At 66.9% G+C, this 19201-nt stretch carries 18 protein-coding genes, 1 tRNA gene and 1 pseudogene; 14 read left to right on the top strand and 6 right to left on the bottom strand.

The window, feature by feature from the left end; translation table 11 throughout:
• Positions 1-155 precede the first annotated feature (155 nt).
• The 5 genes and pseudogenes from steA to xerD all read left to right on the top strand — a co-directional run bounded on the left by steA (position 156) and on the right by xerD (position 5720).
• Positions 156-1338: pseudogene (steA, locus tag H7I87_RS26240) on the top strand (putative cytokinetic ring protein SteA).
• Complete coding sequence (locus tag H7I87_RS26245) at positions 1339-2292, top strand: copper transporter (protein WP_009977247.1); 954 nt, start codon at positions 1339-1341, stop codon at positions 2290-2292. It begins immediately after the preceding pseudogene.
• Positions 2293-2414: 122 nt separating this feature from the next.
• Positions 2415-4166, top strand: a complete 1752-nt coding sequence (gene pyrG, locus H7I87_RS26250) for a CTP synthase (protein ID WP_003876320.1) — start codon at positions 2415-2417, stop codon at positions 4164-4166.
• The gene (locus H7I87_RS26255) at positions 4159-4782 is read left to right on the top strand and encodes an NUDIX domain-containing protein (protein ID WP_003876321.1); all 624 of its coding nucleotides are present in this window, start codon (positions 4159-4161) and stop codon (positions 4780-4782) included. The genes pyrG and H7I87_RS26255 overlap by 8 nt, the downstream gene beginning before the upstream one ends.
• Positions 4779-5720, top strand: coding sequence for a site-specific tyrosine recombinase XerD (gene xerD, locus H7I87_RS26260; protein WP_009977243.1), 942 nt, complete (start codon positions 4779-4781; stop codon positions 5718-5720). Before H7I87_RS26255 ends, xerD begins: the two co-directional genes overlap by 4 nt.
• Before the next feature lie 25 nt (positions 5721-5745).
• Here the strand turns inward: xerD and H7I87_RS26265 are convergent, their stop codons facing one another.
• Complete coding sequence (locus H7I87_RS26265; protein ID WP_063967101.1) at positions 5746-6498, bottom strand: O-methyltransferase; 753 nt, start codon at positions 6496-6498, stop codon at positions 5746-5748.
• A gap of 236 nt (positions 6499-6734) precedes the next feature.
• Between H7I87_RS26265 and H7I87_RS26270 the strand changes: the two genes are divergently transcribed.
• The 7 genes from H7I87_RS26270 (at position 6735) to H7I87_RS26300 (ending at position 12221) form a co-directional block, all read left to right on the top strand.
• Positions 6735-7598, top strand: coding sequence for a ParA family protein (locus H7I87_RS26270; RefSeq protein WP_009977240.1), 864 nt, complete (start codon positions 6735-6737; stop codon positions 7596-7598).
• Positions 7595-8413 carry a segregation/condensation protein A gene (locus H7I87_RS26275; protein WP_003876325.1) on the top strand — a complete coding sequence of 273 codons (819 nt, stop codon included), beginning with the start codon at positions 7595-7597 and terminating at the stop codon, positions 8411-8413. Before H7I87_RS26270 ends, H7I87_RS26275 begins: the two co-directional genes overlap by 4 nt.
• Positions 8410-9117 (top strand): SMC-Scp complex subunit ScpB, encoded by a 708-nt coding sequence (scpB, locus tag H7I87_RS26280; RefSeq protein ID WP_003876326.1) that lies wholly within the window; start codon positions 8410-8412, stop codon positions 9115-9117. The genes H7I87_RS26275 and scpB overlap by 4 nt, the downstream gene beginning before the upstream one ends.
• Complete coding sequence (locus H7I87_RS26285; protein WP_031344368.1) at positions 9117-9860, top strand: pseudouridine synthase; 744 nt, start codon at positions 9117-9119, stop codon at positions 9858-9860. The genes scpB and H7I87_RS26285 overlap by 1 nt, the downstream gene beginning before the upstream one ends.
• Complete coding sequence (gene cmk, locus H7I87_RS26290) at positions 9857-10543, top strand: (d)CMP kinase (protein WP_033720006.1); 687 nt, start codon at positions 9857-9859, stop codon at positions 10541-10543. Before H7I87_RS26285 ends, cmk begins: the two co-directional genes overlap by 4 nt.
• A complete protein-coding gene (gene der, locus H7I87_RS26295) occupies positions 10540-11940 on the top strand; it encodes a ribosome biogenesis GTPase Der (RefSeq protein WP_019732782.1) in 1401 nt (466 codons plus the stop codon). Before cmk ends, der begins: the two co-directional genes overlap by 4 nt.
• A gap of 204 nt (positions 11941-12144) precedes the next feature.
• Positions 12145-12221, top strand: a tRNA-Pro gene (locus H7I87_RS26300).
• Between the two features lie 36 nt (positions 12222-12257).
• Here H7I87_RS26300 and H7I87_RS26305 read toward each other — a convergent pair.
• The 4 genes from H7I87_RS26305 to H7I87_RS26320 form a co-directional block, all read right to left on the bottom strand.
• Positions 12258-13463 (bottom strand): tyrosine-type recombinase/integrase, encoded by a 1206-nt coding sequence (locus tag H7I87_RS26305; RefSeq protein WP_033727023.1) that lies wholly within the window; start codon positions 13461-13463, stop codon positions 12258-12260.
• Entirely contained in the window at positions 13463-13714 is a 252-nt protein-coding gene (locus tag H7I87_RS26310; RefSeq protein WP_308205919.1) for a helix-turn-helix transcriptional regulator, read from the bottom strand. The genes H7I87_RS26305 and H7I87_RS26310 overlap by 1 nt, the downstream gene beginning before the upstream one ends.
• Positions 13715-13870: 156 nt before the next feature.
• A complete protein-coding gene (locus H7I87_RS26315; RefSeq protein WP_033727033.1) occupies positions 13871-14305 on the bottom strand; it encodes a hypothetical protein in 435 nt (144 codons plus the stop codon).
• Positions 14306-14953: 648 nt separating this feature from the next.
• Positions 14954-15097, bottom strand: a complete 144-nt coding sequence (locus H7I87_RS26320; protein ID WP_167380286.1) for a hypothetical protein — start codon at positions 15095-15097, stop codon at positions 14954-14956.
• Positions 15098-15551: 454 nt separating this feature from the next.
• On the opposite strand from H7I87_RS26320, the gene H7I87_RS26325 reads away from it, so the two are divergent.
• The gene (locus H7I87_RS26325) at positions 15552-16625 is read left to right on the top strand and encodes a DUF3644 domain-containing protein (protein WP_063967102.1); all 1074 of its coding nucleotides are present in this window, start codon (positions 15552-15554) and stop codon (positions 16623-16625) included.
• Positions 16626-17329: 704 nt separating this feature from the next.
• On the opposite strand, the gene H7I87_RS26330 is transcribed toward H7I87_RS26325, so the two are convergent.
• A complete protein-coding gene (locus tag H7I87_RS26330; RefSeq protein ID WP_033727021.1) occupies positions 17330-17587 on the bottom strand; it encodes a hypothetical protein in 258 nt (85 codons plus the stop codon).
• Between the two features lie 248 nt (positions 17588-17835).
• On the opposite strand from H7I87_RS26330, the gene H7I87_RS26335 reads away from it, so the two are divergent.
• On the top strand, positions 17836-19110 hold the full coding sequence (locus H7I87_RS26335; protein WP_050483943.1) for a hypothetical protein: 1275 nt from the start codon (positions 17836-17838) through the stop codon (positions 19108-19110).
• Positions 19111-19201: the final 91 nt, after the last annotated feature.

Genomic DNA, 19201 nt, shown 5'->3' on the forward strand with positions numbered 1-19201 from the left:
TGTTGACGTCATCGGGCCCCATGTCCCGCATCGAGTCGACGTTCGTGACCGGTTCGGCACCTACCTGTGACTAATGGGACTCTAGATAACTTATGAGGCTGATGTTACGGCGCGCCTCCCGACCTCGCCGACGCTTCACCGACAGAATCGCCCCCATGAAGATGTCAGGCCTGCTTTCCCGAAACACCGACCGGCCCGGAATCGTCGGCACCGCCCGCGTCGACCGGAACATCGACCGACTGCTGCGCCGGGTCTGCCCCGGCGACATCGTCGTGCTCGACGTCCTGGACCTGGACCGCATCACCGCCGACGCCCTGGTGGAAGCCGACATCGCCGCCGTGGTCAACGCCTCCCCGTCGGTCTCGGGCCGCTACCCCAACCTGGGGCCGGAGGTGCTGGTCAACAACGGAGTGACGCTGATCGACGAGGCCGGGCCGGACATCTTCAAGAAGGTCAAAGACGGCGCCAAGATCCGCCTGTACGACGGCGGGGTGTACGCCGGCGACCGCCGGCTGGTGCGCGGCACCGAACGCACCGAGCACGACATCGCCGACTTGATGCGCGAGGCCAAGAGCGGGCTGGCCGCCCACCTCGAGGCGTTCGCCGGCAACACCATCGAGTTCATCAAGAGCGAGAGCCCGCTGCTGATCGACGGCATCGGCATCCCCGACATCGACGTCGACCTGCGCCGCCGGCACGTGGTGATCGTCGCCGACGAGCCCAGCGCCGAAGAGGACCTCAAGTCGCTCAAGCCGTTCATCAAGGAGTACCAGCCGGCGCTGATCGGGGTCGGCACCGGCGCGGATGTGTTGCGCAAGGCGGGGTATCGGCCGCAGATCATCGTTGGCGATCCCGACCAGATCAGCGCCGGCGCGCTCAAGTGCGGCGCCCAGGTGGTGCTGCCCGCCGACGCCGACGGGCACGCCCCCGGGCTGGAACGCATCCAGGACCTGGGCGTGGGGGCGATGACGTTCCCGGCCGCGGGCTCGGCCATCGACCTGGCCCTGCTGCTGGCCGATCACCACGGCGCCGCGCTGCTGGTGACGGCGGGCCACACCGCCAACATCGAGACGTTCTTCGACCGCACCCGTGCGCACAGCAACCCGTCCACCTTCCTGACCCGGCTGCGGGTGGGGGAGAAGGTGGTGGACGCCAAGGCCGTGGCCACGCTGTACCGCAATCACATCTCGGCGGGCGCCATCGCGCTGCTGGCGCTGACCATGCTGATCGCCGTCATCGTCGCGCTGTGGGTGTCGCGCACCGACGGTGTGGTGCTGCACTTGGATCACCGACTACTGGAACCACTTTTCGCTGATGGTGCAGAAGTGGGTCACCTAGATGATCTCGCTACGCCAACACGCCCTGTCGCTGGCCGCCGTCTTCCTGGCGCTGGCCGTGGGAGTGGTGCTGGGCTCCGGCTTCCTGTCCGACACCTTGCTGTCCAGCCTGCGTGACGAGAAGCGCGACCTGCACACCCAGATCAACGGGCTCAACGACCAGAAGAATGTGCTGAACGAAAAGCTCAGCGCGGCAAACAATTTCGACACCCAACTGGCCGGTCGGATGCTGCACGACGCGCTGGGCGGCAAGTCGGTGGTGGTGTTTCGCACCCCGGACGCCAAGGACGACGACGTGGCCGCGGTGTCGAAGTTCATCGGCCAGGCCGGCGGGACGGTGACCACGACGGTGGCGCTGACCCAGGAATTCGTCGAGGCCAATTCCGCGGAGAAGCTGCAGACGGTGGTCAACTCGTCGGTGCTGCCCGCCGGCCAGCAGCTGAGCACCAAGCTCGTCGACCAGGGCTCGCAGGCGGGCGACCTGATGGGAATCGCCTTGTTGACCAACGCCACCCCGGCCGGCCCGCCGCCGCCGGAAGTCTCCGAGACCCAGCGCAACACCGTGCTGGCCGCGCTGCGCGACACCGGCTTCATCACCTACCAGGGCGGCGACCACCTGGGCGCGGCCAACGCCGCGCTGGTCGTCACCGGCGGCGCGCTACCCCAGGACGCCGGCAACCAGGGCGTCAGCGTGGCCCGGTTCTCGGCCGCGCTGGCCCCGCACGGCTCGGCCACGTTGCTGGCCGGGCGCGACGGATCGGCGACCGGAAGCGCCGCCGTCGCCGTGACCCGCGCCGACGCCGGGATGAACTCCGCGGTCAGCACCGTCGACAATGTCGACGCCGCGCCGGGCCGCATCACCGCCGTCCTCGGCTTGCATGACCTGATGAACGGCGGCCACCCCGGGCAGTACGGCACCGGTCACGGCGCCACGTCGATCACGGTCGCTCAGTAGCGGGCGTGTTCCCCGCGGCGCGGCGCCGTGGATGTTAGGGTGGGTTTCCGTGGGTCGGCAGGCCCAGCTAGTGATTCGCTAGAACAATTTTGACGCCCTGCCCGTCTTCACGGAGGTCGCCTGTGCGAAAGCACCCGCAAACCGCCACCAAGCACCTCTTCGTCAGCGGGGGCGTCGCATCCTCGTTGGGCAAGGGATTGACCGCCAGCAGCCTCGGTCAGCTACTGACGGCGCGCGGGTTGTACGTGACGATGCAAAAGCTCGATCCGTACCTCAACGTCGACCCCGGCACCATGAACCCGTTCCAGCACGGCGAGGTCTTCGTCACCGAGGACGGCGCCGAAACCGACCTCGACGTCGGCCATTACGAGCGGTTCCTGGATCGCGATCTGTCCGGTTCGGCGAATGTCACTACGGGACAGGTGTATTCGACCGTCATCGCCAAGGAACGGCGCGGTGAATACCTGGGCGACACCGTCCAGGTGATCCCGCACATCACCGACGAGATCAAGGGCCGCATCCTGGCGATGGCCCAGCCGGACGCGCAGGGCAACCGCCCCGACGTCGTCATCACCGAAATCGGCGGCACCGTCGGCGACATCGAGTCGCAGCCCTTCCTCGAGGCGGCCCGGCAGGTGCGCCACGACCTGGGCCGGGAGAACGTCTTCTTCCTGCACGTGTCGCTGGTGCCCTACCTGGCGCCGTCCGGTGAGCTCAAGACCAAACCCACCCAGCACTCGGTGGCCGCGCTGCGCAGCATCGGTATCACCCCCGACGCGCTGATCCTGCGCTGCGACCGCGACGTGCCCGAGGCGCTGAAGAACAAGATCGCGCTGATGTGCGACGTGGACATCGACGGCGTCATCTCCACCCCGGACGCGCCGTCCATCTACGACATTCCCAAGGTGCTGCACCGCGAGGAGCTCGACGCCTACGTGGTGCGCCGGCTCAACCTGCCGTTCCGCGATGTCGACTGGACCGAATGGGACGACCTGCTGCGCCGGGTGCACGAGCCGCACGAGACGGTGCGAATCGCCTTGGTGGGCAAGTACGTTGAGCTTTCCGACGCCTACCTGTCGGTCACCGAGGCATTGCGTGCCGGCGGGTTCTTCCACCACGCCAAGGTCGAGATGGTGTGGGTGGCCTCCGACGACTGCGAGAGCGCGTCCGGTGCCGCGGCGGCGCTGGGGGAGGTGCACGGCGTGCTGATCCCCGGCGGGTTCGGCATCCGCGGCATCGAGGGCAAGATCGGGGCCATCCACTACGCCCGCACCCGCGGGCTGCCGGTGCTGGGGCTGTGCCTGGGCCTGCAATGCATTGTGATCGAGGCCGCCCGCGCGGCCGGCCTGGCCGGCGCCAACTCGGCCGAATTCGACCCGGACACACCGGATCCCGTCATCTCCACGATGGCCGACCAGGTGGACATCGTCGCCGGCGCGGCCGACCTGGGCGGCACCATGCGACTGGGCGCCTATCCCGCTGTGCTGGAAGAGGATTCGATCGTGGCCCGGGCCTACGGGACGACGCAGGTGTCGGAGCGGCACCGGCACCGCTACGAGGTCAACAACGCCTACCGCGACAAGATCGCCGAAAGCGGCCTGAGGTTCTCCGGAACATCGCCCGACGGCCATCTGGTGGAGTTCGTCGAATACCCGCCCGACGTGCACCCGTTCATCGTGGGCACCCAGGCCCACCCGGAGCTGAAGAGCCGGCCCACCCGTCCGCACCCGTTGTTCGTCGCATTCGTCGGGGCGGCCATGGATTACAAAGCGGGAGAACTGCTTCCGGTGGAAATCCCCGAGCAGTCCTCCAACGGCATCCAGCACCGGGACAGCGCTGCGCGGCCCATACCTGAGCCCGCGGCCCGTGGCTGAACACGTCTTCGAGACGGCGTCATCCGAAACGCTGTACACCGGAAAGATTTTCGCGCTACGCCGCGACCAGGTCCGGATGCCGGGCGGCAAGGTCGTCACCCGGGAGATCGTCGAACATTTCGGCGCGGTCGCCGTGGTCGCAATGGACGACGACGGCAACATCCCGATGGTCTACCAATACCGGCACGCGTTCGGCCGGCGGCTGTGGGAGCTGCCCGCCGGGCTGCTCGACGTCCACGGCGAGGCCGCGCATCTGACCGCGGCGCGCGAGTTGATGGAAGAGGCGGGGCTGAAGGCCGAGACCTGGGCGGTGCTCGTCGATCTGAACTCCACGCCGGGCTTCAGCGACGAGTCGGTGCGGGTGTATCTGGCCACCGGCCTGACCCGGGTCGACCGACCCGAGGCGCACGACGAAGAAGCCGACATGACCCTGGAGTGGTATCCGCTGGCCGACGCCGCCCGCAAGGTGCTCAGCGGTGAAATCGTCAATGCCATTGCCGTGGCAGGGATTTTGGCCGCCCACGCCGTCACGACGGGATTTGAGCGACCGCGTCCGGTGGACAGCCCGTGGCAGGACCGGCCCACGGCGTTTCCCGCGCGGAAGGCCGGGCGATGACGACGGTGGCGTTGGAGACCCAACTGCAGGGCTACCTCGACCACCTCACGATCGAGCGGGGCGTCGCGGCGAACACGCTCAGCTCGTATCGGCGCGACCTGCGCCGCTACACCAAACACCTGTCGGACCGCGGGATTTCGGACCTGGCCAAGGTGGGCGAGGACGACGTGAGCGATTTCCTGGTGGCGCTGCGCCGCGGCGATCCCGACACCGGCGCCGCCGCGCTGTCGGCGGTGTCGGCGGCCCGCGCGCTGATCGCGGTGCGCGGCTTGCACCGGTTCCTGGCGGCCGAGGGGTTGGCCGAACTCGACGTCGCCCGCGCCGTGCGCCCGCCGACGCCGGGCCGCCGGCTGCCCAAGAGCCTGACCATCGACCAGGTGCTGGCGCTGCTGGAGGCGGCGGGCGGCGAGAGCCCCGCCGACGGCCCGCTGACCCTGCGGAACCGGGCGTTGCTGGAACTGCTGTACTCCACCGGCGCGCGCATCTCCGAGGCCGTCGGCCTCGACGTCGACGACGTCGACACCCAGGCCCGGTCGGTGCTGCTGCGCGGCAAGGGCGGCAAGCAGCGGTTGGTGCCCATCGGGCGTCCCGCCGTGGCCGCGCTGGATGCCTATCTGGTGCGCGGCCGCTCGGAGCTGGCGCGCCGCGGGCGCGGCACGCCGGCCATCTTCCTCAACGTGCGCGGCGGCCGGTTGTCGCGGCAAAGCGCCTGGCAGGTGCTGCAGGACGCGGCCGAGCGCGCCGGGATCACCTCGGGGGTGTCGCCGCACATGCTGCGGCATTCGTTCGCCACCCACCTGCTCGAGGGCGGCGCCGACGTGCGGGTGGTGCAGGAGTTGCTCGGCCACGCCTCGGTCACGACGACGCAGATCTACACCATGGTCACCGTGCACGCGCTGCGCGAGGTGTGGGCCGAGGCGCACCCGCGGGCGCGCTGACCATCTCGCCGCCGCGCGCCGCGTCTCAGCCCAGGTATTCGGACTCCAGCATCAGGTCGGAGAGCATGGTCTGGTACTCGGCATGCGTCTTGTGCTCGACGGTGTCGAACCGCTTGCCCTGCTGGACATGCATGTACTCGCGGTACTTCGGCGAGCCCGGCCAGCGGATGTTGTCGGCGACCACGATCGAGCCCGGATGTAGCCAGCCCCGGTCCATGATGCTCTTCAGGTCGGCCAGGTAGGCGTCCTTGTCGTGATCGAGAAACACGAAATCCAGTGTGCCGGCAGCGAATCCGTGCTCGTTGGCCAGGATGTCCAGGGTGCGCCCGCCGTCGCCGATGGTGCCCACCACGCAGGTCACCCGGTCGGCGACGCCGGCGTGCGCCCAGATCCGGCGGGCGTTGGCGGCGTTGGCCTCGGCCAGTTCGACCGAGAACACCCGGGCGCCCGGGGCGGCCCGGGCGATCCGCAACGCGCCGTAGCCGCAGTAGGTGCCCAGCTCCAGCGCCACGTCCGGGTCGGCGCGGCGCACCGCGGCGTCGAGGATCAGCCCCTTCTCGTCGCCGACGTTGATCAGCATCGATTTCTGGTAGGCGAACCTGTCGATGGTGGCCAGCACGTCGTCGATGTCGTCGGCCCGCGCGTTGCGCAGCACGTACTCGACGGCGGCCGCTTCCCGTCCGTCACCGATCTGGCCGGTGGTGGTGATGTTCTGCACCCCGGCCGCCATGCGCCAGACCGACCACCGCAGCAGGGGTATCCGTCGCTTGAGGTCCATAGCCGCCACCATAGGCGCGTCGGCGACCGTGCCGGTGCCCGCGACGGCGGTTTTTCGCCCGGCGTCCCCACCCCCAAACTGGTGCTGGTGTGGCGGAAGTGAATAGGCTGTCCGGATGTGCGTCCTACCACCGATTTCCGCCCATATTGGCTGGTTGATTGCCTGCGGGTCGCCGGGTTTCGCGCGACGAACCCGTTAGACTTTCCGACGATGTTCACCTCCCGAACACCCCCGCCATGACCGAGCGGCCGGACAACGGCGTCGAGCTCGGCCTGACCGGGCGGCCACCGCGGGCGATCCCGGAGCCACAGCCGCGCACCTCGCACGGCCCGGCCAAAGTCGTCGCCATGTGCAACCAGAAGGGCGGCGTCGGGAAGACCACGTCCACCATCAACCTGGGTGCGGCGCTCGCCGAGTACGGTCGCCGGGTGCTGCTGGTGGACATGGACCCGCAGGGCGCGCTGTCGGCAGGCCTGGGTGTGCCGCACTACGAGCTGGAGAAGACCATCCACAACGTGCTGGTCGAGCCGCGTGTGTCGATCGACGACGTGCTGCTTCAGACCCGGGTCAAGCACATGGACCTGGTGCCCAGCAACATCGACCTGTCGGCGGCCGAGATCCAGCTGGTCAACGAGGTCGGCCGCGAGCAGACGCTGGGCCGGGCGCTGCACCCGGTGCTGGACCGCTACGACTACGTGCTGATCGACTGCCAACCGTCGCTGGGCCTGCTCACCGTGAACGGGCTGGCCTGCTCCGACGGTGTGGTGATCCCCACCGAGTGCGAGTACTTCTCGCTGCGCGGCCTGGCGTTGCTCACCGACACCGTGGACAAGGTGCGCGACCGGCTCAACCCGAAGCTGGAAATCAGCGGGATCCTGCTCACCCGGTACGACCCGCGGACCGTCAACGCGCGCGAGGTGATGGCCCGCGTCGTCGAACGCTTCGGCGACCTGGTCTTCGACACCGTCATCACCCGCACCGTCCGGTTCCCGGAGACCAGCGTGGCAGGCGAGCCCATCACCACCTGGGCCCCGCGCTCCACCGGGGCCATCGCCTACCGCGCGCTGGCCCGCGAGTTCATCGACCGATTCGGCGCGTGAACGCGACCGCAAACGGTGAGGCGCAACCCCAGACCGGTTTTCAGGTCCGCCTGACCAATTTCGAGGGGCCGTTCGATCTGCTGCTGCAGCTGATCTTCGCCCACCGGCTGGACGTGACCGAGGTGGCGCTGCACCAGGTCACCGACGACTTCATCGCCTACACCCGCGAGATCGGCCCCAAGCTGGAGCTGGAGGAGACCACCGCGTTCCTGGTCGTCGCCGCCACGCTGCTCGACCTGAAGGCCGCCCGGCTGCTGCCGGCCGGACAGGTCGACGACGACGAAGACCTCGCCCTGCTGGAGGTGCGCGACCTGCTGTTCGCCCGGCTGCTGCAGTACCGGGCGTTCAAGCACGTCGCCGAGATGTTCGCCGAGCTGGAGGCCAGTGCCCTGCGCAGCTATCCGCGCGCGGTGTCGCTGGAGGACCGGTTCACCCAACTGCTGCCCGAGGTGATGCTGGGCGTCGACGCCGAACGGTTCGCCCAGATCGCGGCGGTCGCGTTCAGCCCGCGGCCCGTTCCGACGGTGTCGGTGGGGCACCTGCACGAGGTGAAGGTCTCGGTCCCCGAGCAGGCGCGCAAGTTGCTGGCCATCCTGGAAGCGCGGGGCAGCGGGCAGTGGGCGACGTTCTCCGAGCTGGTCGCCGACTGCGAGGGATCAATGGAGGTGGTGGGCCGGTTCCTGGCGCTACTCGAACTGTATCGGTCCCGGGCGGTAGCATTCGAGCAGTCAGAGCCGCTTGGCGTGCTCCAAATCTCGTGGACCGGGGAACGTCCGGTCGGTGAAACCTTGGTAGAAGTGCGGGACGAATTGTGAGCGAGAACGCGCCGGACGTCGATCTCGACTCCGAGCTCGAGGCGGGCATCCCGGAGATCGCCGAGGCCGCACCCATGGAGTCCGGGGAACTCGGGTCGGTGCTGGAGGCGCTGCTGCTGGTGGTGGACACCCCGGTCACCGCGGAGGCGCTGGCCGCCGCGACCCAGCAGCCGGTGTACCGGATCGCCACGAAGCTGCAGGAGATGGCCGACGAGCTCACCGCCCGCGACAGCGGCATCGACCTGCGCAAAACCAGCGAGGGCTGGCGGATGTACACCCGGGCCCGGTTCGCGCCCTATGTGGAGAAGCTGCTGCTGGACGGGGCGCGGTCCAAGCTGACCCGGGCCGCGCTGGAGACGCTGGCCGTCGTCGCCTACCGCCAGCCGGTGACCCGGGCGCGGGTGAGCGCGGTGCGCGGGGTGAACGTGGACGCCGTGATGCGCACGCTGCTGGCCCGCGGCCTGATCACCGAGGCCGGGGTCGACGAGGACACCGGCGCGACCACGTTCGCCACCACCGACCTGTTCCTGGAGCGGCTCGGGCTGACGTCGTTGGCCGACCTGCCCGACATCGCGCCCCTGCTTCCCGACGTCGACACGATCGAGGACTTGAGCGAATCCCTGGACAGCGAGCCACGTTTCGTCAAACTCTCCGGCGGTCAGGCCTCCGATGCGGCGCTGACGTTCGACGTGGACCAGGATTGATGGTCGAAGCTCAGGGCATCCGGCTGCAAAAGGTGTTGTCGCAGGCCGGAATCGCGTCGCGGCGGGCCGCCGAGAAGTTGATCGTCGACGGCCGCGTCGAGGTGGACGGGCAGGTGGTGACCGAGCTGGGCACCCGCGTCGACCCGGATGCCGCGGTGATCCGGGTCGACGGGGCCCGGGTGGTCCTCGACGAGTCGCAGGTCTATCTGGCGCTGAACAAGCCGCGCGGGGTGCACTCGACGATGTCGGACGACCGCGGCCGGCCGTGCATCGGCGACCTGATCGAACGCCGAGTTCGCGGCAACAAGAACCTGTTTCACGTCGGGCGGTTGGACGCCGAGACCGAAGGGCTGATCCTGCTGACCAACGACGGCGAACTCGCGCACCGGTTGATGCATCCCTCCCACGAGGTGCCCAAGACGTATCTGGCGACGGTCACCGGATCGATACCGCGCGGGCTGGGCAAGACGCTGCGCGCGGGCATCGAGCTGGACGACGGGATGGCGCGGGTCGACGAGTTCGCGGTGGTGGACGCCATCCCGGGCAAGACGCTGGTGCGGGTGACGTTGCACGAGGGGCGGAATCGCATTGTGCGCCGGCTGCTGGCGGCCGCGGGCTTCCCGGTCGAGTCGTTGGTGCGCACCGACATCGGGCCGATTTCCCTGGGCAAGCAGCGGCCGGGCAGCATTCGGGCGCTGGGACGCGACGAGGTGGGCCGGCTCTACCAGGCGGTCGGGCTGTGAGCGCCGACGTCGTGGTGGCCATCGACGGCCCCGCGGGGACCGGGAAGTCCTCCGTCTCAAAGGGATTGGCGCGCGCGCTGGGTGCGCGCTATCTGGACACCGGGGGAATGTACCGGATGGTGACGCTGGCGGTGTTGCGCGCCGGCATCGACCCGGCCGATGCCGAAGCCGTCGGGCGCGCCGCGCAGGCGGTGCAGATGTCGGTGGACTATCACCCCGACGGTGACCGTTATTTCCTTGCCGGAGAAGACGTTTCCACCGAGATCAGGGGCGACAAGGTCACCGCGGCTGTGTCCGCGGTGTCGTCGGTTCCCGCCGTGCGCACCCGCCTGGTCGGCTTGCAGCGCGAAATGGCTTCCGGCCCCGGCAGTATCGTCGTCGAGGGCCGAGACATCGGCACCGTGGTGCTGCCCGACGCGCCGGTGAAGATCTTCCTGACCGCCTCGGCCGAGACCCGGGCCCGGCGGCGCAACGACCAGAACGTGGCGGCGGGGCTGGCCGACGACTACGAGGCGGTGCTCGCCGACGTGCGCCGGCGCGACCACCTGGATTCCACCCGGCGGGTGTCGCCGTTGCGGGCGGCTCCCGACGCGGTGGTGGTCGACACCAGTGACATGACCGAGGCGCAGGTGATCGACCACCTGCGGGATCTGGTCAGGCAGCGAAGCGAAGTGGCGCGGTGACTCACGACGGAACATGGAGCGACGAAAGCGACTGGGAGGCGGTCGAATTCGAGCTCGACGAGGCGGCGCACGCGCCTCCCGCGCCGGTGGTGGCGGTGGTGGGGCGGCCCAACGTCGGCAAGTCGACGCTGGTGAACCGGATCCTGGGCCGCCGGGAGGCGGTGGTGCAGGACGTGCCGGGCGTCACCCGCGACCGGGTGTCCTACGACGCGCTGTGGACCGGGCGCCGATTCGTCGTGCAGGACACCGGGGGATGGGAGCCCGACGCCAAGGGGCTGCAGCAGCTGGTCGCCGAACAGGCGTCGGTGGCCATGCGCACCGCCGACGCGGTGATCCTGGTGGTCGACGCGCTCGTCGGCGCCACCACCGCCGACGAGGCCGCCGCCCGGATCCTGCTGCGGTCGGGGAAGCCGGTCTTCTTGGCCGCCAACAAGGTTGACAGCGACAAGGCCGAGGCCGACGCGGCGATGCTGTGGTCGCTGGGCCTCGGCGAGCCGCACCCGATCAGCGCGATGCACGGGCGCGGGGTGGCCGACCTGCTCGACGAGGTGCTGGCCGCGCTGCCCGAGGTGTCCGAGGTGGCGCCCAGGCCCGGCGGGCCGCGGCGGGTGGCGCTGGTGGGCAAGCCGAACGTGGGCAAGAGCTCGCTGTTGAACAAGCTGGCCGGCGATCAGCGCTCGGTGGTGCACGATGTGGCCGGGACGACGGTGGACCCGGTGGACTCGCTGATCGAGCTGGGCGATCGGGTGTGGCGGTTCGTCGACACCGCGGGTCTGCGGCGCAAGGTGGGGCAGGCCAGCGGCCACGAGTTCTATGCGTCGGTGCGCACGCACTCGGCCATCGACGCGGCCGAGGTGGTGATCGTGCTGATCGACGCGTCGGCCCCGCTCACCGAGCAGGACCAGCGGGTGCTGTCCATGGTGATCGAAGCCGGCCGGGCCCTGGTGTTGGCGTTCAACAAATGGGATCTGGTCGACGAGGACCGCCGCGAGCTGCTGGAACGCGAGATCGACCGCGAGCTGGTGCAGCTGCGGTGGGCGCCGCGGGTCAACATCTCCGCGAAAACCGGTCGCGCGGTGGCCAAGCTGGTGCCGGCGATGGAGACCGCCCTGGCGTCGTGGGACACCCGGATCGCCACCGGCCCGCTGAACTCCTGGCTGAAGGAAGTGGTGGCGGCCACCCCGCCGCCGGTGCGGGGCGGCAAGCAGCCGCGCATCCTGTTCGCCACCCAGGCCGCCGCCCGGCCGCCGACTTTCGTGCTGTTCACCACCGGCTTTCTCGAGGCCGGGTACCGGCGTTTCCTGGAGCGGCGGCTGCGCGAGGCGTTCGGGTTCGAGGGGACGCCGATCCGGATCAACGTGCGGGTGCGGGAGAAGCGCGGGGCCCGGCGGCGCTGAGTGGCGTGGACTGTGTCTGGAGGTATCGCGCTGTTCGAAATCCGCTAGCGCCGGTGCTGGCGTGTCTGCGGGTCATCTCATGGTCCGCGCCTGCGCCTGGGCGTGCCGGCGTCCTTCACTGGTGACTGACGGGAGGTCGCTTGCCCGGCAGGCCAATCCTTTACGGTAGGCTTTCGACCTGCTGCCGGTGCAACCGCCGGCGCGCGGGCTGTGGCGCAGTTTGGTAGCGCACTTGACTGGGGGTCAAGTGGTCGCAGGTTCAAATCCTGTCAGCCCGACCAGACAAATATGCCCTGACCTGCCGTGACGCGGTTAGGTCAGGATGAGATGACGCGGAGTTGGGGACCACTTGGGGACCACAAGTGTCGCTCAAGCAGGTCACCTGCGTTGATGACGGATTGCCGGTCGGGGTGCAGATAGCGCTGGGTCGTCGTGAGCGCGCCGTGACCGGCGATCTTGCGGAGGATGTGTACCGGGACACCGGCGTCGGCCATCCACGTCAGCCCCGTATGCCTTAAGCCATGGCGCGTGAGTTTTTCGTAACCGAGCTGGGTGACCACGGCGTCCCACGAGGTGGCGTCGCGCAGCGTGGCTGTGGTGATCTTTCCGCCCCTGGGACCGGTGAAGAGTCGCGCATCGGGGTTGCTTGCGACGAGGTCTATCCGTCGCTGGACGAGTTCGCGGATGGCCGGGATCAACGGGACTTCGCGCGCACGTTTGCCCTTGGTGTTCTTGTCCACCAAGCCACCCGGCGATGGGGTGGTCTGACGGCGCACCGTCCAGATCCATTCGTGGGTGTTGATGTCGCGCACCAGGCATCCGGCCACTTCGCCGATGCGGGCGGCGGTGCACGCTTCGAAGATGACGGCATCACCCCAACCCCGATAATGGTCCGCAGACCGGGCGACGAGTGCGTCGGCGAGGGTGGTGAGGGCAGTCCAGTTCGGGAGCGCAAGCGCCCGTGGATCGTCGAGTTCGTCCTCGGCGAGCTTGTATTGGCGCTGCCAGCCGGTGACACGAGCCGGATTGCGGTCGATGATGCCGTCCCGGAGCGCTTGTTCCATAACGCGGACGAGCACGGCAAGGCTGTTCTTGACAGTTGACCGACTGCATTCGTCGGCGATCCACGCGTGCACAGCACGGTCCACTGCACCGTTGGTGATCATGGCAATGGGCAGGTGCCCGAGCGTCGGGACAACGCGCTTGCGCCAGCCGGCCAGATAGGGATCGGTGGTCTTGGACTCAAGCCCCCGCAATGCCAATGTCATGTTGGTGGTGCCGTATTCCGCCAGCGTCGTCGTGGCCGTCTTCGGGTCGACTCCGTGCGCCGCGGCGCGTTCCATCCGGGCGGCCCAGGAGACCGCCGCTTCACGCGTTGGGAAGGACGCGGATTTCGAGGTCCGGCTCTTGGTGGCGGGGTCGATCCAGCGGACCCGAGCGCGAAAGGGAGTTGCCCGGGTGGGGCGCTCCTCGATGTCAACTGATAACGAAACACCAAGGGGCAGTGTCAGTTCTTCGGCCATCACGCGACCGCGCCAGGGTCGACATGCCGACTGGACAACCATGCTTCGACATCGTTGGAGTTATACATGTACACCCGGTCCGAAACGCGTACGAACGCCGGGCCTTTGGGCGGATGCGATGTACGCCAGCGCCGAATAGTAGATGCGTCGACGTGGAGCAGCTCGGCAAGTTCGGCTGAGCTGTACCAGTGCCCGTCTAATAAGGCCATCGCGCTACGTTCCCTCCCCGCGTCGGCCGGCGCCAGCTTCATGCGTCGGTGTCGTGCGGTACCTCGTGTCTAAAGGCTAGAGCTGGCGGTGGCGTTACGCGACGGCCGGCGGTGACGAGAATTGGCGGATATTTGGCGCTCACCAGCGCGGTACGTGGTGGTGAGCTGCCGCTGGACCTTCGCTCTGTGCCTGTCGGCTCAGTAGTGCGTTTTGCGGGCGGCGCGTTCTGCTGCGCGGCGCTGCTGGCGGCTGAGCGTGACCTCGTGCTGGCCGGCCTGCTGCAGCGGGTACGGGGTGCTCGCCACGACAGACTCCAATTCCGCCACGCGGATTCGCAATCGCCGCAACTTCTCAGACTCGCCGCGCAGGCGGGCCAGTTCCCGGTCGCGCCGATCGGCCGCTTCGACATCCTTGCGTAGACGTTCACGGAGCCTCTCGAGCTCGTCGCGGGCCTGCCGATACGCGGGGTCCTCTGACAGGGCCTGGTGGAGCTGTACCGAGGCCGCGAATTGCTCCATCGCGGACCGCAACTCGTCGCCAATGTCGCCTGCGGCGTAGCGGTGTACAAGGCGCTGTAGGAGTGTTTTGCACTGGTAGTCCGAGCTAAGGAATAGACGCGCCAGGGTCTCCATGGAGGGCAGCGGTAGGCGCGCATCAGGGTCGGGGCGGTGCGCGCGAGGCACCTCGACGACGCGCACCGCCGCGCCGGAGTTACGGGCTGCGATGCGCTCCGCGGAGGCTCGCCTCCGGCAGCCGGGGGAGCACCACAGGGGTCGTCGACCCGGCCCCTTCTCGGGCACTTCGAACGACGTACCGCAGCGCGGGCACACTCTTTCCGAGACCGTTCTTGCCTCTGAGGCCACTTTGTCAACGCCCATTACCACGGCATCCCACGAAAAACGTCTGGACGAATTGTTATAGATGCGAGACCTGAGTGCAAGAGGTGTGATGGTCGGGAGGCGGTGAAATTAGCAGTACTAAGTCCTAGTGGGTGCGCCCGACTGCAGGGGTCATCTGCAGTGCAAAGAGCCCTTAGCCGGTTGACATGTCGGGCAGCGACGTGGCACACAAACCGAAATGGTTGGGGTGCTGGCGCTGGGGTACGGCGCACCGGTAGTTTCCACCGGTGCACGGCGTTTCCGGCGGAGGGTGGTCCTCCAGCGTGGCGACCCCGAAACCCGAGCGTCGGGTTATGCGCAGCGGTCTTGGCGCGGGCACTACCCGGGCCACGCGGAGCCGGATGGTCTTCTCTCGGTCTTCGTTCCGGCACTCGGCGAGGTCTACACCGAGAACGTCAATCGCGGGAACGACACGTCGAAGTGAGGCTGGTCCGCGGCGAGCCAGTCGTCGTTGGCAATTCCGTGCGCCACCGGCAGCGGTACCGGGCTCAGCGCAGCTAAGGCTTGCGTTAACGCCTGCTCCATCAGGGGCAGACTACCGAGACCTTCGGGGCGAACGGCGTACCCCCTGTGCCGACACGCAGCGCGCAATCACGTGGAACTCTCAACATGTCCCCGTCTCGTCTCTTGGCCGCTGAAACGCGGGGCGGGAATCACGATGTATGAGTGGCGAGGGAGCGGCGCGCAGTGGCGGCTGTTCCGAAAGGAGGCGCCAGGTTGACGATGGGCCTGAGCAATGATGGCGGCATGTTGGCGCGAGATGGCGACGCTAGACAGCGCGGCCCCGATTGGCTCGCCAAGGGGCGCAGACTGCACGCGGGACACCTACCGGCTTCGGCCGCCGGACCGGCCCCGAGGGCTTGAACATCGCTCGGCATGCTGACTAACTGCCGGAGTTGCCTAGCGACACGCCGCGCCGCGTCCGCCGCTTTGCCGACTCTGGGCGATACGGTGATTCACCGAAAGGAAGTGATCTGCCGTGGCGCGCCCCGGACATTGGAAGGCGTCGGTGAATGCTGCCTGCGCAGAGGCCTGTCTGGCGGTGCGCTTGTACAACGACCCGTCAGAACCTCGGTCGTTCGAAGGTTTCGTAGTCCACATGCACTTGGCGTGGCTTTACCTGCTACACGCCGAACTCAAGCGGGACAACGTCGACATCCGCTATAGGCAGAAAGACAATCCGCGCCGGCTCGAGCGGGTCGATGGCGAACCGAAACTATGGGAGCTGGCCAGGTGCGTTACCGAACGCTGGCCGGATCAGAGCCCGGTCCGAGCCAATATTGAATTCTTTATTGCGCTCCGAAACAAGATCGAGCATCGGTACACGCGGTTCCAGCAGGAGTTGGCGCTCGCGGTTGGCGGGAAGTCGCAGGCGCTCATCCTCAATTTCGAAGAGGAGCTGACTTTCCAGTTCGGGGCCCAGTTCACCTTGGCGACTAAGCTGCGGTTCCCACTTTTCATCGGATCCTTCACCACTGAGGGACAGCAAGCGCTCGAACGACTGCACTCTCAGTTGCCGAGCGAGTTGAACCGGTTCATCGTCCAATCGGCAGAAGCCCTACCCGAAGAAGTGCGGAACGACAACAAGTACGACCTGCGCCTTCGTGTGTTTTTGGAACTGGTTAAGAATTCGGCATCCGGTTCACCGATCCGGTTTATCCGGGAGGCCGACATGACGGAGGAACAAAAAGCTGTCTTACAGCAGACGGGCTTGGTACTGGTGCGGGAACAGCAGCGCGATGTGACTAACTGCGGATGGATGAAGCCCCACCAAGTCGTGACGGCAGTTGCAGCACGAATTCCGTTCCGATTCAACATGAGCCACTTCGTCAAGGCGTGGAAAGCCGAATCGATCCGGCCACCGGTCGATAGCGCTCATCCCGCGCGGACGATGGAACAGTACTGCCGCTATGACGAACCACACCGCGATTACACCTACAGCCCTGCATACGTGGAGCACCTCGTACGCCACCTCCGCACAGCCGAAGGCTTCCGGACTCTGCTGGGCATTCCTGTGCAGCCTCTGCCGGCTGCGCACGCAGCTGCCTCTTGACCTGCTCCTGCGGTTGATCTGGTTAGCTACGCCAGCCGGCTGAACCATGCAGCATTCATGATCGAGGCTAGAATTTGCGAAATTACTTGATGCTTGCGAGGTGACGGACTGTGTCGGGAAGACCGAAAATCCCCCATGAGTCGCCCACGCTGGAGTGTCCCTCGTGCGGCCAACGCGTCAAGGTCTTAATGGAAACCAGGCGTTTGAAATCGCATTTCCTTCAGTTCACCAAAGTCAGATGTTCTGGAAGCGGCAAAGAGGTCGCCGTCGATCTCCCCGACTCTAAATCGTCAGGTAAATGCCCCGACTGCGCAAAGAGGATGCGTCTGACGGTTTTTGAACGAATCCCGGCTCACAACAACCTGGGCGGCCAATCGTGCGTCGGGGAAGGAAAGACACCAATGGAAACCGCGGGTTACATACCACGACCATTGGGTCACCCAAAGTACTAGCCGCTTTTTGCTCTTGCAGCGGCTGCCGCTGGGCGCCGCGCGGCACGCCTAGGAAATTGGGAACTCGTTGACGGCACATCCGCCTACCTGACCCTGACGACGAGTGCCTCGTAGCTACAGCACTCGTTGGCGGAGCTGGAGTGCTCGTACTCGGTCTTTCGCTGGACGCGGTGGCATTCATCGACGGTGATGAAGCCGTACCCGTTGTGATCTCCTCGATGTTGTCCCGGCGGACCAGCGGCGGCAGCAGCGCTATATCGAGGGCGCCGGTGGTTTTGGGGCTCTTCGTAAATGAGAGTCCATTTGGCGGCGAGCATCCCGCACGTACCCGGCGATCTCGGCGTCGTTGGGCGTCAGACCCATGTCCACGAGCTGCTTGCGGACGTCGCGGACAGCGTCTTCCTCGGAGCCTTCGAGTGGAATGCTGATCCTCTTGCCGTCGAATCGCTTCTGCAAGTCCTGCTCGAACTGTTTCAGAGCCTCGGTATCGATCTTGAACTCGAATCCCATTGCAAACGCCTTTCATGTGGGCTGTGAGCACCCACCGGGGTCGTGGGCGCCCTGATCCGGAAGCTACCCCGCTGCGCCGACAATTTCGGGCGTCCCGCGTTGTGTCTCGGTCGGCCGCCACTACCCATACCACTTGGACTTGACGTGAGCGGATCTTGCGGTCGTTGTTGAAGTCGACGTGTCAACTCATGATCTTTTGTCGCAGGTGCAGAATATGATCTCGGCGGAGATAGGAGAGGGGTCGAGCAGTGGCGGACAGCGAAGAGACGCTGGTGCCCGTGTGGACGTTGGCCACGCGTGACATCACGGTGCCGACGCTCACTGCCGACGCAATGACTCCCGCTCGCCTTGGCGAGTTGCGGACGGTGCTCGCGGCGATGGCCGATGCGCCCATCGCAACGCTAGAAGCCCACCCGTTGGCGACGAGCATTGATCGCAGCAAAGGCTTGCACCTTGACGCCGCAAGCCCACTGGCCACACACCTGTCGCGGCTAATTGCGGGGACGTCCAAGCCGCCGCAGGCTGCTGTCGCTGGAGTCGGCGGCGAGACGCTGTACCGAATGGTCGTGCCCGCCAAAGTCGCTTCTCAGGTCAGCAACGGATTGGTCAAGCCGATGGCCTCGAAGGCGGTATCAGGCGGGGTCCACAGCGCTATGACAGGGTCGTCCGGTATCGCCGCTCAGGCGACCTTCGTACCGGTTGCCGCTGGAGAAGCCGCAGCCGCCGGTGCTGCGGGAGGCTCGGCGGCCACCGCTGGAATGGCAGCCGCGGGAGCGGGTGCAATGACCGTCGCGGCACCACTCGTGCTGATGGCGGTCGCCGTCGGCATGAGTGCATACGCCGACCAAAAGCGTCAGCAGGCGATTGACAACATCACCTCGCTGCTGGAGAAGCTACACGATGACAACCTCCAGCGCGAACGCACTGCGCTCAACGGTTGCAGAGCGGCGATCGACAAGGCGACCGCTATTCTGCTTGACCAGGGGCGCATCGGTGCTTCGGTGGGATTGAGCCCGGCCGTATACGCGATCGATACCGCCGTCGCTGAGGCAGACAGCCGACTGAAGAAGTGGCAGGCCGCCATCGCAGAGTTAGGTGACGGACCCGTCGAAATCGCCAAGCTGAGAACCAAATTCGATGGGATCGACAAAGACGAAGGTGGCCTGTTCCGAGCCCACCTCGATCTCGCGGAGTTGGCCATCGCGCTGAAGAAGCGCGTCCTTGTGCTTCAGGCCGTCGAACACGCTCAAATGGATGAATCGAATCCCTTCGAAGGTTTCGTTCAGGCGCTCCGAGCAGACCAGCAACGGGTGCTGGAATTGGAGTCGGGTATCGCCGATGTGCTGCGGCGCTTGTCCGCACTCAGGCTGACTCGCCCCCGTGGGGTCCGAGAAATCATGTTCACCCGCAGCGAAGTCGACACGCTGCTCAGCACCTCGTACCGTCTACGCGAGTTAGCGAATGGTCTTGATGAGGCCGACCAGAAATCTGACCCGACTTTTATCAGGCTAGTGCGCACGTAGGCTGTGGATGTTTGCGAGGATTTCGGCGAGGTCGGGTGGTGGCGGTTCAGCAGCGGTCAGGGTGTGCTTGCCGGCTTGGATAGTGACGGTA

The organism is Mycobacterium timonense, from assembly GCF_025821985.1.
GTDB lineage: Bacteria > Actinomycetota > Actinomycetes > Mycobacteriales > Mycobacteriaceae > Mycobacterium > Mycobacterium avium.

Excerpts from the sequence above, each read along its gene's own strand:
- H7I87_RS26245 (WP_009977247.1), top strand. The coding sequence starts at position 1,339 with ATGATCTCGCTACGCCAACACGCCCTGTCGCTGGCCGCCGTCTTCCTG.
- H7I87_RS26305 (WP_033727023.1), bottom strand. The coding sequence starts at position 13,463 with ATGGCCGAAGAACTGACACTGCCCCTTGGTGTTTCGTTATCAGTTGAC.
- H7I87_RS26265 (WP_063967101.1), bottom strand. The coding sequence starts at position 6,498 with ATGGACCTCAAGCGACGGATACCCCTGCTGCGGTGGTCGGTCTGGCGC.
- H7I87_RS26285 (WP_031344368.1), top strand. The coding sequence starts at position 9,117 with ATGGTCGAAGCTCAGGGCATCCGGCTGCAAAAGGTGTTGTCGCAGGCC.
- H7I87_RS26270 (WP_009977240.1), top strand. The coding sequence starts at position 6,735 with ATGACCGAGCGGCCGGACAACGGCGTCGAGCTCGGCCTGACCGGGCGG.
- H7I87_RS26320 (WP_167380286.1), bottom strand. The coding sequence starts at position 15,097 with ATGGAGCAGGCGTTAACGCAAGCCTTAGCTGCGCTGAGCCCGGTACCG.
- H7I87_RS26310 (WP_308205919.1), bottom strand. The coding sequence starts at position 13,714 with ATGAAGCTGGCGCCGGCCGACGCGGGGAGGGAACGTAGCGCGATGGCC.
- H7I87_RS26315 (WP_033727033.1), bottom strand. The coding sequence starts at position 14,305 with ATGGAGACCCTGGCGCGTCTATTCCTTAGCTCGGACTACCAGTGCAAA.
- xerD (WP_009977243.1), top strand. The coding sequence starts at position 4,779 with ATGACGACGGTGGCGTTGGAGACCCAACTGCAGGGCTACCTCGACCAC.
- H7I87_RS26330 (WP_033727021.1), bottom strand. The coding sequence starts at position 17,587 with ATGGGATTCGAGTTCAAGATCGATACCGAGGCTCTGAAACAGTTCGAG.